Annotated in this window: 15 protein-coding genes; 11 read left to right on the top strand and 4 right to left on the bottom strand. The window is 73.2% G+C overall.

The features are described 5' to 3' along the window. Positions 1-6 precede the first annotated feature (6 nt). The 9 genes from ACIGO6_RS34785 to ACIGO6_RS34745 all read left to right on the top strand — a co-directional run bounded on the left by ACIGO6_RS34785 (position 7) and on the right by ACIGO6_RS34745 (position 11,650). A complete protein-coding gene (locus tag ACIGO6_RS34785; RefSeq protein WP_399883408.1) occupies positions 7-2,481 on the top strand; it encodes a SpoIIE family protein phosphatase in 2,475 nt (824 codons plus the stop codon). Positions 2,482-2,602: 121 nt separating this feature from the next. Continuing rightward, positions 2,603-2,995, top strand: a complete 393-nt coding sequence (locus tag ACIGO6_RS34780; protein ID WP_399883406.1) for an STAS domain-containing protein — start codon at positions 2,603-2,605, stop codon at positions 2,993-2,995. 156 nt (positions 2,996-3,151) lie between these two features. Then, positions 3,152-4,048 (top strand): STAS domain-containing protein, encoded by an 897-nt coding sequence (locus ACIGO6_RS34775; RefSeq protein ID WP_399883404.1) that lies wholly within the window; start codon positions 3,152-3,154, stop codon positions 4,046-4,048. A gap of 5 nt (positions 4,049-4,053) precedes the next feature. Then, the gene (locus ACIGO6_RS34770; protein WP_399883440.1) at positions 4,054-4,476 is read left to right on the top strand and encodes an STAS domain-containing protein; all 423 of its coding nucleotides are present in this window, start codon (positions 4,054-4,056) and stop codon (positions 4,474-4,476) included. Further along, entirely contained in the window at positions 4,476-4,916 is a 441-nt protein-coding gene (locus tag ACIGO6_RS34765; RefSeq protein WP_399883438.1) for an anti-sigma regulatory factor, read from the top strand. The genes ACIGO6_RS34770 and ACIGO6_RS34765 overlap by 1 nt, the downstream gene beginning before the upstream one ends. Then, complete coding sequence (locus ACIGO6_RS34760) at positions 4,916-5,977, top strand: SpoIIE family protein phosphatase (RefSeq protein ID WP_399883402.1); 1,062 nt, start codon at positions 4,916-4,918, stop codon at positions 5,975-5,977. Before ACIGO6_RS34765 ends, ACIGO6_RS34760 begins: the two co-directional genes overlap by 1 nt. Next, positions 5,974-7,713: a PP2C family protein-serine/threonine phosphatase gene (locus ACIGO6_RS34755; RefSeq protein ID WP_399883400.1), complete on the top strand. Its 1,740-nt coding sequence runs from the start codon at positions 5,974-5,976 to the stop codon at positions 7,711-7,713. Before ACIGO6_RS34760 ends, ACIGO6_RS34755 begins: the two co-directional genes overlap by 4 nt. Positions 7,714-7,928: 215 nt before the next feature. Then, positions 7,929-9,305: an NAD(P)/FAD-dependent oxidoreductase gene (locus tag ACIGO6_RS34750; protein WP_399883398.1), complete on the top strand. Its 1,377-nt coding sequence runs from the start codon at positions 7,929-7,931 to the stop codon at positions 9,303-9,305. A 98-nt stretch (positions 9,306-9,403) separates the two neighbouring features. Next, positions 9,404-11,650: an FUSC family protein gene (locus ACIGO6_RS34745; protein WP_399883396.1), complete on the top strand. Its 2,247-nt coding sequence runs from the start codon at positions 9,404-9,406 to the stop codon at positions 11,648-11,650. 3 nt (positions 11,651-11,653) lie between these two features. Here the strand turns inward: ACIGO6_RS34745 and ACIGO6_RS34740 are convergent, their stop codons facing one another. The 4 genes from ACIGO6_RS34740 to ACIGO6_RS34725 all read right to left on the bottom strand — a co-directional run bounded on the left by ACIGO6_RS34740 (position 11,654) and on the right by ACIGO6_RS34725 (position 14,515). Next, positions 11,654-12,088 carry a hypothetical protein gene (locus ACIGO6_RS34740; RefSeq protein ID WP_399883394.1) on the bottom strand — a complete coding sequence of 145 codons (435 nt, stop codon included), beginning with the start codon at positions 12,086-12,088 and terminating at the stop codon, positions 11,654-11,656. Positions 12,089-12,116: 28 nt separating this feature from the next. Further along, on the bottom strand, positions 12,117-12,950 hold the full coding sequence (locus ACIGO6_RS34735) for a DUF1206 domain-containing protein (RefSeq protein WP_399883392.1): 834 nt from the start codon (positions 12,948-12,950) through the stop codon (positions 12,117-12,119). Positions 12,951-13,016: 66 nt separating this feature from the next. Then, positions 13,017-13,895 (bottom strand): SigB/SigF/SigG family RNA polymerase sigma factor, encoded by an 879-nt coding sequence (locus ACIGO6_RS34730; RefSeq protein ID WP_399883390.1) that lies wholly within the window; start codon positions 13,893-13,895, stop codon positions 13,017-13,019. A gap of 173 nt (positions 13,896-14,068) precedes the next feature. Continuing rightward, positions 14,069-14,515 (bottom strand): ATP-binding protein, encoded by a 447-nt coding sequence (locus ACIGO6_RS34725; protein ID WP_399883388.1) that lies wholly within the window; start codon positions 14,513-14,515, stop codon positions 14,069-14,071. Positions 14,516-14,643: 128 nt separating this feature from the next. Between ACIGO6_RS34725 and ACIGO6_RS34720 the strand changes: the two genes are divergently transcribed. Continuing rightward, complete coding sequence (locus ACIGO6_RS34720; protein ID WP_399883386.1) at positions 14,644-14,859, top strand: hypothetical protein; 216 nt, start codon at positions 14,644-14,646, stop codon at positions 14,857-14,859. Between the two features lie 28 nt (positions 14,860-14,887). Beyond that, a complete protein-coding gene (locus ACIGO6_RS34715; protein WP_399883384.1) occupies positions 14,888-16,357 on the top strand; it encodes an aminotransferase class I/II-fold pyridoxal phosphate-dependent enzyme in 1,470 nt (489 codons plus the stop codon). The last annotated feature ends 203 nt before the right edge of the window (positions 16,358-16,560 follow it).

Genomic DNA, 16,560 nt, shown 5'->3' with positions numbered 1-16,560 from the left:
CCCGTCATGAGCATGACCGATCAGCCCCGCGACCAGTCCGGGGGCGAGCCGCAGTCCCGCGCGGCCGAGGTACCGGCCGCCGGCCTGCGCGCGATGACTCCGCTGTCGCCCGTGGGCCGGCTGGCGGCCACGGTGGACCGGCTGAGCCGCGAGGTGCGGGCCGCCCAGGCAGAGGCCGAGGGCCGGGCCCTGGTCGAGCTCGCCAAGGGCATCCTCGTCGCGCGGCTCGGCTGCGGTCCGGCGCAGGCCGCCCGGCAGCTTGCCGAACTGGCCGAGCAGTCCCAGGTGACGCCTCTGGAGTTCGCCGTCGACGTCATCAACCAGGCCGCCCGGGACCGGATGTCGGAGGTGACGAACGCCTTCCTCGCGGCCACCGCGGCCGTGCAGGCGACGGACGTCTCGCAGGGAACGGACGGCACGGGCACCGCGGACGCCGGGGAGACGGTGGCCGAGTCGGCCGCCGTGCGCCTGCGGGCGGCCGAGAGCGGCGCGCTGGCCGCGGACGACACCCAGGCCGTCGCCGACGCCCTGCTGGAACAGGCGCTGCGCCCACTCGGCGCGGTCGCCGTGGCCATCTGGGCGGCCGGGTCCGACGGGTCGCTCACGCTGGCCGGCAGCGCGGGGTTCTCGCCGACCGAGGCCGCCCGCTGGCGTTATGTGCCGCCGGACGTGGCGACGGTGGCCCGGTGCGGACTGACCGAACGGGCGGGGCAGTGGATCACGTCCCTGGCCCGGACCGGGCTGCCCAGCGTGGGCCGGCACCAGTACCCGGACGGCGGCAGGGTCGCCGTGCCCGCCGGGACCGGAGGGCGCATCCACGGTGTGCTGGAGATCGCCTGGCCGACGCCCGTGGCCACGCAGCCGCCACAGGTGGTGCGCCAGGTCGAGGCCCTGGCGGAGCTGTGCGCGCACACGCTGGAGTCCTGCCCGCCGCCGCACGGCGCCGGGCAGGAGCCACGGGTCGTGCCGGACGCGGCGGAGCTGATGGATCTTGCCGACGGGCTGTACGATCCCGCGCTGGTCCTGGTGCCGCACCTGGACGCCGCCGGGCACCTGGCGGACTTCCGCATCCAGCACGTGAACAAGCGCTTCCTGGACCCCGCCGGACGGCCGCGTGCCGTCGTGGGCGGCGCGCTGCTGCTTGAGGCCTATCCGATGGCCGCCGGAAACAGTGAGCTGTTCCAGAACGTCGAGCGGGTGTACGCCACCGGCGAGCCGTTCCGGGCCCGTCGGATGAACCTGACCGCCCTGGTTGACCAGGTGCCGCTCTCAGCGGTCGCGGACATCAGCGTCAGCCGGCACGGCAACGCCGTCCTGCTCATCTGGCGCATCGAGGACGAGGCGGCACGGCTGGCCAGCCTGCTCCAGCACGCCCAGCGCCTCGGTCGCATCGGCGGCTTCGAGGAGAACCTGCTGACCGGTGAGATCACCTGGAACGGGCAGCTGTTCGACCTGTACGGGCGTCCGCAGGCGAGCGTCCCGGTGCCTCTGGAGGAGCTGACCGCGCACACCCATCCGGACGACGCCGTCACCATCGGCCGCTTCCTGCGCACGCTCCTGCACCACCGGCGGCCGGCCTCGGCGGCATTCCGGCTCCAGCGGCCCGACGGGGTGACCCGGCATGTCCGGGTGGTGGCCGAACCGGTCCTGGACACCGACGACCGCCTCCTCCTCGTACGGGGGGCCTACCAGGACATCTCGGCCCAGCACTGGACGGAGGTGGCACTCGCCGCGACGCGCGACCAGCTGGCCCACACCGAGCAACAGGCCATCGAGCGCAACCGCCTCGCCCTGCAGTTGCAGCACGCCATCATGCCGCCCGCACAGACCCCGCTGACGGTGCCCGACCTCCAGGTGGCCGTCCGCTACCGGCCCGCGGAGACGGAGCAGCTCGTGGGCGGCGACTGGTACGACGCCGTGATGCTGCCGAACGGGCTGGTCCTGCTGTGCGTGGGGGACGTGGCGGGGCACGGTATAGAGGCCGCGACCAGCATGGTCGTCCTGCGCAACGCGCTGCGCGGCCTCGCGGTGACCGGCGCCGGGCCGGGCCAGCTGCTGTCGTGGCTGAACATCGTCGCGCACCACCTGACGGGCGGGGTCACCGCCACGGCGGTGTGCGGTCTGTACGACCCGGCCCGGCGCACGCTGCGCTGGGCCAGGGCGGGCCATCTGCCGCCGGTGCTGGTGCGGGGCGCGCAGGTCGGACCGCTGCCGTTGGTCAGGGGCATGCTGCTGGGTGCGGCGCCCGAGGCGGCGTACGAGGAGGCCGAGCTGCAGCTGGCCGCCGAGGACACGCTGCTGATGTACACCGACGGTCTGATCGAACGTCGCGACCGCTCGGTGGAGGAGTCGCTGACCCAGCTGCTGAGCACCGTCCGTCCCACGCCGAACACCCTCGACCAACACCTGGACCGGCTGCTCACCTACAGCAGGTCGGACACGGACGACGACACCTGTCTCGTGGGTATCCGGGTGGGGTGAGGGACGCCACGGGAGCCGGGCGCGGCCGGACAGGTATGGCGATCGGATTCGCGGGTATCCGCCCGGCGCGGTGGGACATGACCGGCCACCGCGCCGGCCGCATTGTTTGTTGGAGGTACACGTGCCCATAGCCCAGAACCCGCTGTCCGTCGAGGTGACGCTGCCCCGGGAGGAAGTCGCGCTGCTCAGGGTGGAGGGGTACCTGGACGTCGACACCGCGACCGAGTTCCAGCACCATCTGGCCAACCAACTCCACCACGGCCGACGGCACTTCCTGCTGGACCTGTCCGAGGTCCCGTTCATGGACTCGTCCGGCATGAACATCATCCTGCGGGTCTACCAGGAGGCCCGCGAGCTGCCGGGCAGCGTGCACATCATCTCCCCCGCCCCGGCGGTGCGCCGCGTCCTGGACCTGACGGGCGTGAGCATCACGGTGCCGGTCTCCGAGAGCCTCGACGAGGCGCTCTCCCGCGTCGACGCGCAGCCGGAGGGTCCCCGGATACCTGAAGCCTGAGACCCCTCCTCCCCGGCGCCCATCCGGACCGCTCGTGCGGGAGCAGGTGTCGTACGAGGTCGGCGGGTGGTTACAGTTGACGCCCGGCAGAGTCACGTTGCCCACACGTTGCCCACGGGTCGCGGTGCGGCGCTACGCGGATGAGGAGTGGAACAGGTGCCGGAACAGGCGGAGGGAACAGCGGGATCGCCGACGCACGAGGTCAGGGACTTCCTGCGGCGGCGCCGTGAGCAGATCGCCCAGCGCTGGGCGGACGAGCCCTTGTTCCGGGCCGTGTTCACCGTCTCGCGCGACGAGGCGGTCGAGGCGGGCAAGGCCGTGGTGGACGCGCTGGCCCAAGTCGCGGACGCGGCCCGGGTGGAGGATCCGGACGCCGCCGGATTCACCACGGTGCGCGAGCAGTTGGCGCGGATGGGCGCGGCGCGCTCCCGCGCGGGTCTGAGCACCGCGCAGGTCTCCAGCGAGCTGGCCGCGCTGCGCCCGCCCGTCGAGAACCTGCTGCTGTCCGACCTGCCGGACGCCTCGGCCGAGCACGCCCGGTCCTGTGTCACGACGCTGAGCGTGCTGATGGGCACCCTGCGGGTCGTGGTCATGCAGACGGCGCTCAGCGAGGGACAGGCGCTCATCGACCGTCAGCGGCTGCAGCTGCTGGAGGTGGCCACGCCCGTCATCAAGCTGTGGGACGGCATCGTGGCCGTTCCGCTGATCGGGACGCTGGACAGCGCCCGCAGCCAGGTCGTCATGGAGACCCTGCTGGAGTCCATCGTCGAGCAGCAGGCGCGTTACGCGATCCTGGACATCACCGGGGTCCCGACCGTCGACTCGCTCGTCGCCCAGCACCTGATGAAGACGGTCGCGGCGGCCCGGCTGATGGGCGCCGAGTGCATCATCTCCGGGATCCGGCCCGCGATCGCGCAGACCATGGTCCACCTCGGCCTGGACCTGGGCACCGTGGTCACCCGGTCGAGCCTCGCCGACGCCCTGGGGTACGTCCTGCACCAGCTCGGGATCGGCATCGTGAACCCCGGCGCGAACGGCCCGGTCGCGCGGTGAGCGAGATGTTCCCGGGACCCCACCAGGGCCCCGTGACAGGCCATGTCCCGGTCCTCCGGCTCGGCGAGGTGCTGCTGGTCACCCTTCAGGGCGACCTGCACGACAGCACGGCACAGCAGCTCCAGCAGGACCTCGCCGAGACCATCTCCCGCAGCGGGGCCACCGGTGTGATCATCGACATCTCCGGTGTGGAGATCGTCGACTCCTTCCTCGGCCGGGTCCTGGCCGAGATCGCCGGGCAGACCGAGCTGCTGGCCGCCCGGACGGTCGTCGTCGGCATGCGGCCGGCGGTCGCCATCACCCTGGTGGAGCTGGGCCTCACGCTGCCGGGCGTGCACACCGCGCTCAGCACCGAGGTGGCCATGGACCTGCTCACGCGGCATGCTCCGTCGTCCCGCTACGGCGGCCTGCGCCGGGAGCGTCCATGATGGACACTGCCGCGGGCGCGCAGGCCCGCCTGCCGATCCGTTCGGACCTGGATCTGGTGTGGGTACGTCAGCACGTACGGCAGGCGGCCGCCCAGCTCGGCTTCGGTCTGGTCGACCAGACCAAGCTGGTCACGGCGGCCAGCGAACTGGCCCGCAACACGCTCGTGTACGGCGGCGGCGGAACGATGGAGACGGAGTCCCTGACCGAGTCGGGCGCACGGGGACTGCGGCTGACCTTCAGCGACGAGGGACCGGGCATCGCCGACCTGGAGCAGGCGCTCAGCGACGGTTTCACCTCGGGCGGCGGGCTGGGCATGGGGCTGGGCGGCGCGCGGCGCCTGGTGCACGACTTCGCGATCGAGAGCGATCCGGGGGCGGGCACCACCGTGCGGGTCACCTCCTGGGTGGGCCGGCCCCCGCGCCCGCGGGAGGAGTCCTGATGCCCCGGGTGTGGGACGTGCCGGTGCACGACTCGACCCGGGTGCGCGACGCCCGGGTGGCCGCGGAGCACGCGGCGGCCCTGGCCGGGCTGGACGAGCAGCGCACGGCCACCGCGGCGCTGGTGGCGACCGAGCTGGCCACCAACCTGCTCAAGCACGCCGGGGGCGGCCAGGTCCTCATCGACGTCGTCGCCCCGCCCGTCCTCGCGGCCGGCCTGGAGGACACCCTGCTCGTGCAGGTCACCACGGTCGACCACGGCCCCGGGATCGCCAACGTATCCGCCGCCCTGAGCGACGGTTTCAGCACGACGCGTTCCCTCGGCGCCGGTCTCGGCACCTGCGCGCGCCTCGCCGACCACTTCGACCTGCACAGCGTCCCGGGCCGGGGCACGGTGGTGGTCGCCCGGGTCGGCGCCGTCCCCGGCGTCCGTGCCGCGGAGCGGGGCCCGGCGGCGCGGGTGCGGGCGGGCGCGGTGAACGTCCCGTTCGGCGGCGCCGAGTACTCGGGCGACGCCTGGGCCTGGGTCCGGTCCGGGGACCGGGTCACCCTGATGCTGGCCGACGGGTTGGGTCACGGCCCCGAGGCGTCCCGCGCCTCGACCGCGGCCGTGGAGGCCCTGCGCGGCGCGGCCCACCTCACGCCCGCCGAGGTGCTGCGGCGGCTCGACACGGCGTTGACCGGCACGCGCGGCGCGGCCGTCGCGGTGGCCCAGGTCGACCCGGGTGCCGGATCCCTCAGGTTCGCCGGCATCGGCAACGTCGGGGCGCGACTGTGCGAGGGCGGCACGTGGCGGCACCTGGTGTCCCGGCCCGGCATCGTCGGCACCCACCGGCCCGCGACGCTGCGCGAGCAGGAGGCCGTCTGGGCGGACGACCGGGTGCTGGTCCTGCACAGCGACGGTCTGCCGAGTCGCTGGACACCGACGTCCGACACCTGCCGCGCGACGACCGACCCGGCGGTGACGGCCGCCGTGACCGTCCGTGACGCCAGCAGTCCGGCCCGCCCGGTGCGGGACGACACCGCCGTCGCCGTACTGGCCCCGACCCCGGACCGCCCATGACCCGAACCTGGCAGATCACCGACGTCGTCGACGCGGCACAGGCGCGCATCTCCACGGCGCGGCTGGCCTCGGCGTACGGGGTGCCGCCCCTGGAGCGCACGCGGCTGGCGGCCTCCCTCAGCGCGCAGCTGCGGTTGTGCCTGACCAAGGGCGGCACCTGGCGGCTCACCCTGGAGGCGGGCACCGCTTCGGACGGCACCCCGGAGGCCGGCGCGGGGGTGCTGCACGCCGTGGTGACCCCCTCGCGTGACGCCGCCGCTGCCGGAGAGCCCCCGTGGCGGGTCACCGTCCCCTGCCCCGAGGCCGTACCGACCGTCGACGCCGACGCCGTGGCGGACGACCCGGCCGCGCTGGCGGAGGCGCTGCTGGGTGCGGACGAGGACACGGCGCTGGTGCTGGACCGGCTCACCGAGCAGGAGGGCCTGGTCGACTTCCACCGGGAGGAGCTCCAGCAGACGAACCAGGGCGTGGTGGCGCTGCACGCCGAGCTGGACGCGGCCGGGCGGGCCCAGCGAGAGGCGTTCGCCGCCGAGCGCAAGGCGCGCAGGGAGGCGGAGAACGCCCGGCGCAGGCTCACGTTCCTGGCGGACGCGAGCGCGGTGCTGACGGCGTCGCTCGATCATCACGAGATCGTGCGCCGGCTGCCGGAGCTGCTGGTGCCCGAGTACGCCAGGAGTGTCGACGTCTGGCTGTTCGACCAGGACGGTGACCGGCGGGAACCCGCCCACCCTGCGGCCGCCGTGGTCGCGGCCCGCACCGGACGGCCGCAGTACGCCGCCGCGCACCCGGGCGGGCTGCCCGGCGTCGACGACCAGCCGCCCTCGGCGCTAAACCCGAAGCGGCCCCTGCTGTGCATCCCGCTGCCGACGCGGCAGGCGCCCCTGGGCGTGGTGACCCTGTCCCCACCCGGGGAACGCTGGGACCCGGACGACGCCGTCATGCTGATCGAGCTGACCCGGCGGGCCAGCATCGCCATCGACCACGCCCAGCGCTACCAGCACAACCGCGACATCGCCGAGACGCTGCAGCGCGCCCTGCTGACGGAGCTGCCCGCCCCGCCCGGTCTCGCCCTGGCCGCGCGCTATCTGCCGGCCACGCACGGGCTGAACATCGGCGGCGACTGGTACGACGCGTTCCGCCAGCCCGACGGCGGCGTCATCGCCGTGGTGGGCGACGTCACCGGGCACGGGCTGCGGGCGGCCGTGATGATGAGTCAGCTGCGCACCGCGCTGCGTGCGTACGCCGTCGACGGCGGCAGCCCCGGCCGACTGCTGACCCGGCTGCACACGTTCCTGCACCACCTCCAGCCCGACCTGTTCGCCACCGCCGTCATCGCGCGTTTCCACCCCGACGACCCCACGATGACGTGGGCCGCCGCCGGTCATCCGCCGCCGGTGCTGCGCACCCCGGACGGGCGGGTGCAGACCCTGGACGACAAACCCGGCGCGATGCTCGGCATTCCGCTGAGGCAGGAGATCGCCGACCACACGGTGCGGCTGGCGCCCGGTTCGACCCTCGCGCTGTACACGGACGGCCTGGTGGAGCGGCGCGCCCGGGGCATAGACCCGGGCATCGCACGGCTCGCAGAGGCGCTCGGCTCGTTCGGCCCGGCACGGCTGGAGGCGGACCTGGAGGGGGCGGCGGACGGGATTCTGCATCCCCTGCTCAGCGACTCCGAGCGCGACGACGACGTGTGCCTGCTGCTGTGCCACCTGCGCGGTCCCGGGCGCGCCTGACCCGCCACACGCCCGCGGGAGGTTCGGGTTGTTCCCTCCCGCCCGGTGCGCTCCGGGCCCGGACGGGGCATGGTGGTGATCAGCACGTGTCGCCTGCCTGCCGCGTCCGGCTCGCCGGATCGCCGTGGGCGCGGTGGGATCGTCGAGGTGCGAAGCGGCGATCCACGGGCAGGCGAAGGGCGTTCGCGGCAGACCGCCCGGAGCCGCAGAAAGGGATGAACACCGTGACACGACCCAGGATCCTGGTGGTCGGCGCAGGTTTCGCCGGCGTGGAGTGCGTCCGCCGTCTGGAGCGGAAGCTCTCCCCCGCCGAAGCCGACGTCACCCTGGTGACACCGTTCTCCTACCAGCTCTATCTGCCGCTGCTGCCCCAGGTCGCCTCCGGGGTGCTGACGCCCCAGTCGATCGCGCTGTCCCTGCGCCGCAGCAGCAAGTACCGGACCCGGATCATCCCCGGCGGCGCGATCGGGGTCGATCTCAAGGCCAAGGTCTGCGTGGTGCGCACCATCACCGACCAGATCGTCAACGAGCCGTACGACTACATCGTGCTGGCCCCCGGAAGCATCACCCGCACCTTCGACATCCCGGGGCTCACCGACCACGCGTTCGGCATGAAGACGCTGGCGGAGGCCGCGTACATCCGTGACCACGTCATCTCACAGCTGGACCTGGCCGACGCGAGCCAGGACCCGGTGGAGCGCGCCTCCCGGCTGCAGTTCGTGGTGGTCGGCGGCGGTTACGCGGGCACCGAGACGGCCGCCTGTCTGCAGCGGCTGACGCATGCGGCCGTCAAGCGCTACAACCGGCTCGACCCGAGCCTGATCAAGTGGCATCTGATCGACATCGCCCCGAAGCTGATGCCCGAGCTGGGCGAGAAGCTCGGCCGTGACGCGCAGGAGGTCCTGACGCGGCGCGGCATCGAGATCTCCCTGGGCGTGTCCATCGACAAGGCCGGCCCCGAGGAGGTCACCTTCACCAACGGCCGGGTGGTGCCCACCCGTACGCTGATCTGGACGGCCGGGGTGGTCGCGAGCCCGCTCATCGCCACGCTGGGCGCGGAGACGGTCAAGGGGCGGCTCGCGGTCACCGCCGAGATGTGTCTGCCGAACCACGACGGCGTGTTCGCGCTCGGCGACTCCGCCGCCGTCCCCGACCTCGCCAAGGGCCAGGCGGGCGCCGTCTGCCCGCCCACCGCCCAGCACGCGATGCGGCAGGGCCGGCACGTCGCCGAGAACCTCATCGCCACCCTGCGCAACCAGCCGATGCGGCCGTACGTGCACAAGGACCTGGGTCTGGTCGTCGACCTCGGTGGCACCGACGCGGTCTCCAAGCCGCTGGGCGTCGAGCTGAAGGGCCTGCCCGCCCAGGCGGTGGCGCGCGGCTACCACTGGTCGGCGCTGCGCACGGGCGTGGCCAAGGCCCGGGTGGCGACCAACTGGGCGCTCAACGCGGTCGCCGGGGACGATTTCGTGCGCACCGGTTTCCAGGCGCGCAAGCCGGCCAAGCTGCGGGACTTCGAGTACACCGACGCGTACCTGACGCCGGAGCAGGTGCGCGAGCAGGTCGAGGGGGCGGGCCGGGCGGCGCAGTGACCCCACGTCGGGGGCCGGTGCGCGGCATGACATGCTGACAAGTGGATCTCGGCGCGAACCGGCCGGGAATCGGCTGTGAATCGGGAGTGTACGGCGGCGTGAAGGCAGCGGGGCGCGCGGTGCGGACACGACTGCGGGACCGCGTCGCCGCGTCCGATCCCGGGCTGCTGCGGCTGACGGCGGGCCTGCGGACGGTGGGCGCCATCGCCCTGACGCTGGCGGTACTCGCCGTGGCCGGAGCGGACGTCACCCATCTGGTGGCGGGTGCCATGACGGCGATGGTGGCCACCTTCGCCATCCGGGAGAAGGAGCGCGGCCCGCAGGCCGTCACGCTGGCGCTGGGCCTGCCCGTCGCGCTGGCGTCGGTGTCGCTCAGCGCGCTGCTCACCTCGCGGGTCGTCATCGGTGACGTCTTCTTCGTCGTCCTGATCTTCTGCGCCGTCTTCGTCCGCCGGTTCGGCGACCGAGGTACCGCCCTCGGCCTGATCGGCTTCCAGGTCTACTTCCTGTCCCTGTTCGTCGGCGCGAAGGTGTCGGTGCTGCCGGGGCTGTGGGGCGCCATCGCCGTGGCGTTCGTGTGCAGCGCGGTGGTGCGCTTCGGGGTCGTACCGGCCACGCCGGCGGGCGTCCTGCAACGGCTGCGGCAGGCCTTCCGGGCCCGGCTGGCCCAGCTGATCTCCGCCCAGATCGATCTGCTGGACGCCGGTCCGCAGGAGATCGACAGGACGCTGGAGCACCTGCGCGAGGGCACCGCGCGGCTGCACGAGACGGCGCTGATGATCCAGTCCCGGCTGGAGGACGGCACGCCCGACGAGTCCACGGCGCGGCTGGTGCAGCGGCGCATCGCGGACGCCGAGATCGCCGCGGAGCGGCTGGGCCTGCTGCTGCTGACCGCGCGCAGCGCCGAGCGGGCCGACACCCTGACCCTGCATCTGCCGGGCGCGCCGGCCCCCTCGGTGGGACGCTCACCGGCGCCCGGTGAGGCCACGGAGACCCTGCGCCGCGATCTCGGGGCGCTGCGCACCCTGGTGCTGCGTCCGCCCGCCGAGGCCCGCGGTACCGCGCTGTCCCATCTGCGCAACCGGCTCCTGGGCTACCGCGACGAGGAGAACCTGCCCGAGGCGACACCGGCCGTGCAGGACGTGTTCCGCGGCATCGGTGAGACCGCACGTGCGGTCATGGGCCTCAGGATCGCCCTGGACGGGCCGCAGGACGAGTCGGACGACACGCCGGCGACCACCCGCTCTCGCGAGGAGCTGGACGCCGAGGACGCCGCCATCGACGCGGGCGAGGAGAGTACGCCGGAGACGGAGCCCACCGGGCTGCGGCGGCCCACCACGCGGGCGGCGGTGCAGGTCGCCGTGGGGTCCTCGCTGGCCATCGTCGGCGGGGAGTTCCTGTCCACGCAGCGCTGGTACTGGGCGGTCCTCACCTGCTGGATCGTCTTCATCAACACCACGTCCACCGGCGAGATCCTGGTCAAGGGCTACCGCCGTCTGCTGGGCACCGTGCTCGGGGCCGTGGCCGGCATCGTGCTGGCCGGCCTGGTCGGGAACCACACCTGGACCGCGTTCGGGCTGGTGCTGGTGCTCATCTTCGCGATGTTCTACACGGCTCCGCTGTCGTACACGCTGATGTCGTTCTTCGTCACCGCGATGCTCGGGCTGCTGTACACGCTGCTGCACACCTACAGCCTGTCGGTGCTGTTGCTGCGCATCGAGGAGACGGCACTCGGCGCCGCCTGCGGAATCGTCGCGGCGGCACTGGTACTGCCGATACGCACCGACCGGCGGACGAACGAACTGCTCGGCACGGTGCTGGAGCGGCTCACGGACGTCACCGAGGGCGCCGTCGACCAGCTCAGCGGCGGGCCCGCCGCCGACCTGCTGGACACGGCGCGGGAGCTGGACCAGGCGCTGGGCGACCTGCGTGCCGCCACCCAGCCGCTCACGCATCCGATCACGCCGTTGCGGGCCCGGCGCGACACGGCCCAGTACGTGGTCGCGCTGCTGGAGACCTGCGCCTACCACGCGCGGTCGCTGGCCGCGACGGCGGAGCTGCTGCCCACGCACCCCTCGATCGCGGCCGACCCCCGGCTGCGCGGGGCGGTGCGGCGCACGGTGCGCAACATCGAGGCGATCGCCGCGCGCGTCGCCGACAAGGACGCGCAGACCGAGGTGGAGACCGGCCCGAGCATCGCCTCGCTGTTGCAGCCGGACGCCGCCGGGGTGCCGCGGTACGGCCGTATCACGGGCCGGGTACTGCGGCACCTGGAGCGGCTGGACGAGGCGGTGGTGGGTCTGGCCCGGCCGCTGGACGTGCCCGTCAGGACGCCTCAGCGGTGACGGTCAGAAGTCGCTGGGCAGACCGCTGGCCTCGGCGATGCCGCGCAGTTCCTCGTTCTGCCGGTGGCGTTCCTTGAGGTAGTCGGCGATCTCGCCGAGCCGTTCGGGGTCGGAGGCGGTGGCGGCATCGGTGACGACCCGGACGGGGCCGGTCTCGTCGGTGCTGATCTCGACGACCTCGTTGTCCAGCCGGCCGGTGACCGCGGTGGCGATGACCAGCGCGGCCTCGTCCCGGATCTCCTGGGGCAGGGCCTCGGCGTTGTCGCCGTCCAGGGAGAAGTCGATGGTGGGCATCTGGTGCTCGTCGATGGCCTGGAGGACGGGTTCCACCACGCTGAGCAGCAGCTGGTAGTCGTCGGTCTCCATGCGGATGCGCAGGAGGTCGAGGTAGACGTCCACGGGACGTCCGTCCGGCGGAGGAATCTCGTGTTCGTTCATGCGCCCCGTGTTCCCCGTGCCGCGCGGCTCAGACCCTGCGCCATCGTGCGAGGGCGAAGGAGAACACGCCGAAGAGCACGAGCCCCGCGGCGACGCAGACCAGCAGCCAGGGGCCGAGGGGGGTGTCGGCGAAGGAGCGGAGGGTGTCGTCGAGCCCCTTGGCCCGGTCGGGCCGGTAGTCGACCGCCGCCCGCACCGCGAAGGCGCCCGCCGCCGCGAACACGATCCCGCGCGCGGCACCGCCGCCGACACCGGTGACGTCGAGCAGCCGCCGGGCCCGGGCGTCGAGCGCGCCGAGCTTCAGCTTCCTGCGGTAGCTGCGGCGCAGCGCCTGGACGCCGATCACCACTCCGGCGACGACGATCCCGGCGCCGGCGATCCCCACGATCCACCGCCCGGCGGGCATCTCCATCACCCGTGCCGTGACGTCCCGGGACTGCCGGTCACTGGAGCCGTTGCTTCCGGAGCCGGTCGCGAAGGCCAGGACGGAGTAGGCGACGAACGCGTAGAAGACACAGCGGGCCGCGGCCGGCAGTCGCTTCTTCGCCGTGTGCCCGTCCTTGCCCGTGGCGCCGAACAGCGCCTCGGACAGCCGCCACAGGGCCATGCCGACGAGCCCGAGACCGAGCGCCCACAGCAGTACGGCCCCGAACGGCTTGTCCGCCAGCTCGGCCAGGGCGCCGCCCCGGTCCGCCTGCCGGTTTCCGGTCCCGAAGGCGATCTGCAGGGCCAGGACGCCGACCAGCAGGTAGATCACGCCTCGAGCGGTGAGGCCCGCCCGGGCCGCCCCCTCGGCGGCGGATCCGTTCGCCGCCCGCCGGGCCCGGCTGCGGCCGGTGCGGGCCATGACACGTGCGTCCATCTGGATCTCCCCTCCCTGGGTTTCCCTCCCTGACCCGCCCTGTGGCGTCGCCGCCCGGGCCGTCCGTCAGGTGCGCACCGGCCGGCCGGTGCGCCGGTGGCCCGTCCGCTGTCCCATCGCCTCGTCGCGCACCCGGGCGCAGCTGCGGCTGATGAGCCGCGAGACGTGCATCTGCGAGATGCCCAGGTGGTCGGCGATACGGCTCTGCGTCATGTCCTCGAAGAAGCGCATGTAGAGAATGGCGCGCTCGCGTTCGGGCAGCCTGCGCAGGCCCTCCTTGGCGGACTCGCGGTCGATCACGGTGTCGTACGACGAGTCGAGCGAGCCGAGGGTGTCGGCGAGGCTGTAGCCGTCGTCGCCGGCCGACAGTTCGGCGTCCAGCGACAGGGTGCTGAAGCTCTCCAGTGCCTCCATCCCGGCGCTGACCTCGTCCTCGGTCAGCCCGGTGTGGGCGGCGAGTGCGGCCACGGAGGGTTCGGGGCTGCCCGGGCTCTGGGTGAGCTCGCGCCGCGCGACGCGCACCTTGTTGCGCAGTTCCTGGACCCGGCGGGGCACCCGCAGGGCCCACATCCGGTCTCGGAAGTGACGCTTGACCTCGCCGGTGATGGTGGGCACGGCGTAGCTCTCGAAGGCTCCCCGCTCCGGGTCGAAGCGGTCGATGGCCTTCACCAGGCCGAGCGCCGCGACCTGCCGCAGGTCCTCGATGGACTCGCCGCGGTCCCGGAACCTCCCGGCGATGCGGTGGGCCATGGGCAGCCAGGCCGTGACGAGTTCGTCGCGGACGGCGTCGCGTTCCGGTCCGTCCTCGAGGCCGGCCAGCCGGCCGAACAGCGCCATGGTGTCGGGGGCGTCGTCGTGCCGACGACGGACGGGAGCGGCGGTGGCATCGGTGGACTCGGGGGTACCGGGACGGCCGGAACGGACGGTGGGTGTTTCGATGAGCATGCGGATTCGCTCCTGAACGGGGTCTCAGGGGACATTCCGCGGGAACGGCGCTGTCCGGGTCGCCCGGAGCGCCGGAGCAGTCATACCGCTCCCGCTGCTGCGCCTCCGGTCCGAAGCACGAACTTGCGACTGCCCCCGCCCCGGGGGGACAAACTCCGCTTCTCGAAAAGTACTCAGAACAGCGGAACGACCACGGTGATGCGCTTGCCTCCCGACGGAAGATCTGCCACGCATACGTCACACGCCAGCCGGCAGACGATCGGCCAGCCCCGGCCGCCGACGCGACGGCGGCCCTCGGCGTCGGTCCGCGGCACGGCCACCGGAAGTTCGCGGCTGCGGTCGCACACCGACAGACGCACCCCCGGGCCGACGACGTCGACCTGGAAGTCGGTGATGCCGCCGCCGTGCAGGATCGCGTTGGTGGTCAGTTCCGAGGCGACGAGCACGGCGTCCGACAGGGCGCCCGCGTCGCACGAGGCGTGCCCGTCGGCGCCGCAGCACGCGGCGACGACGCGTTCGACGGTTCTGCGTGCCTCGGCGGGCCTGCACGGCCGGTGCCGCCGGCCCCGGTCCGCGCCGCACTGCTCGGCGACGGGTTGGCTCGTGTGCCTGTCGCGCATCCGTCAGCTCCCTCGTCGGTGAGATGGGCCGGACCACTTCCGGCTCACCTCTCCCGGTGCGCCCAAACCTCCGGCCCTTCGTCCGGCCCGACGGCCATCCGGGCGCCGGGCCGGGGTACGCGGAGTACATGACGGATGTTGTGGACTCGGACGAACTGCTGCGCCGCATGCACCGCGCGAGGGCCTGCGCGGTGGAACAGGAGCGGACCTGGCGGGCGCGGGAAGAGGAACTGCGGCCGACCGACCCGGAGGGCTCCCGGGCGGCCGCCGTGCGAACGATGGCCTACGAGGCCGTCCTGCGGGTGCTGGACGAGGTGCTCACCCCCGGCCGGCGAACGGAATGACGCGGTCGCGTCGGGGAACCGGGTCGGCATGAGCGCCGACCACACCCGAGCACCGGTTCTGGAAGCACTTGTCGAATACCGCCGTGAGGGACGGCTGTCGTTCACGCCGCCGGGGCACAAACAGGCACGGGGTGCCGACCCGGCGGTGCGTGAGGTGCTGGGCGACGCCGTCTTCTACGGTGACGTGCTGGCGACGGGCGGGCTCGACGACCGGCTCACCCGGGGGCGGGTGCTGCAGCGGGCCCAGGAGCTGATGGCCGACGCCGTGCACGCCGATCACACGTTCTTCTCGACGTGCGGGAGCTCCCTGTCGGTGAAGGCGGCGATGCTGGCGGTCGCGGGGCCGCACGAGAAGCTGTTGGTCGGCCGCGACGCCCACAAGTCCGTCGTCTCCGGACTGATCCTGTCCGGCATCGAGCCGGTCTGGGTCGAGCCGTGCTGGGACGCCGAGCGGCATCTGGCCCATCCGCCGTCCGCCGAGGAGTTCGAGAAGGCGTTCGCCGCCCATCCCGACGCCAGGGGCGCCCTGGTCACCAGCCCGACGCCGTACGGCGCGAGCGCCGACCTGCGGGCCGTCGCCGAGGTCTGCCACCGGCGCTCGGCGCCGTTGATCGTCGACGAGGCCTGGGGCGCGCACCTGCCCTTCCACCCCGAGCTGCCGTCCTGGGCGATGGACGCGGGCGCCGACATCTGCGTGACCAGCATCCACAAGATGGGCAGTGGTCTGGAGCAGGGCTCGGTGTTCCATCTGCGCGGTGACCTGGTCCCCCCGAAGCTGCTCGGGATGCGGGCGGACCTGCTGGGCACCACCAGCCCCTCGTCGCTGATCTTCGCCGGGCTGGACGGCTGGCGCCGTCAGATGGCGTTGCACGGCCACGCGCTCATGGGCGGCGCGCTGGAGCTCGCGGCCGACGTCCGCGCCGCCGTCGAGCAGATCGACGGGATGCACGTCAACGACCGGGACGACTTCTGCGGCCCGGGGCTGGCCCACGGCTTCGATCCGCTGCCCGTCGTCATCGACCTCGCCGGGCTCGGCGTGTCGGGCTTCCAGGCGGCCGACTGGCTGCGCGAGCAGCGGAGTCTGGTCGCGCACCTGACCGACCACCGCCGCATCGGCGCGCAGATCACCCACGGCGACGACCGGGAGACCACCGGCGAGCTCCTCGCCGCGCTCAAGGACCTCGCGCGCGCCGCGCCGGGCCTCGGCACCGCCCCGCGCGTGGCGGTGCCCTCGCCGTCCGACCTGCGGATGCCGCAGGTGGCACTGCCGCGTGACGCGTTCTTCGGGCCCACCGAGGACGTGCCGCTCGACCGGGCCGCCGGGCGCGTCGCGGCGGAGATGATCACGCCGTATCCGCCGGGCATCCCGGCCGTCCTGCCCGGTGAGCGGCTGACCGGGCCCGTCCTGCGGTATCTGCGCAGCGGCCTGGAGGCCGGCATGTACCTCCCGGACCCGAGCGATCCCGAACTGGCGACGGTCAGGGTCGTCGCCACGTGAATCGGATCACGTACCCCGCCCCCGGTTTCACGGAACCCCCAAAGATGGTTTAGCGTTCATTCATACGTGGCGACGGAGTCGACCGAGCGTCCTTCGTACGTCACCGCTCACGGCCCTGGCTGGCTTCCCCCGTCCAGCCAGGGCTTTTTCACGCCCGCGTACCGCCGCCCCCGGATCCGGCACGCGATCCGTACAGGAACTGC

Source organism: Streptomyces sp. NPDC053750, assembly GCF_044544295.1.
Classification (GTDB): Bacteria; Actinomycetota; Actinomycetes; order Streptomycetales; family Streptomycetaceae; genus Streptomyces.
This window is presented reverse-complemented; position numbering and strand designations above follow the sequence as displayed.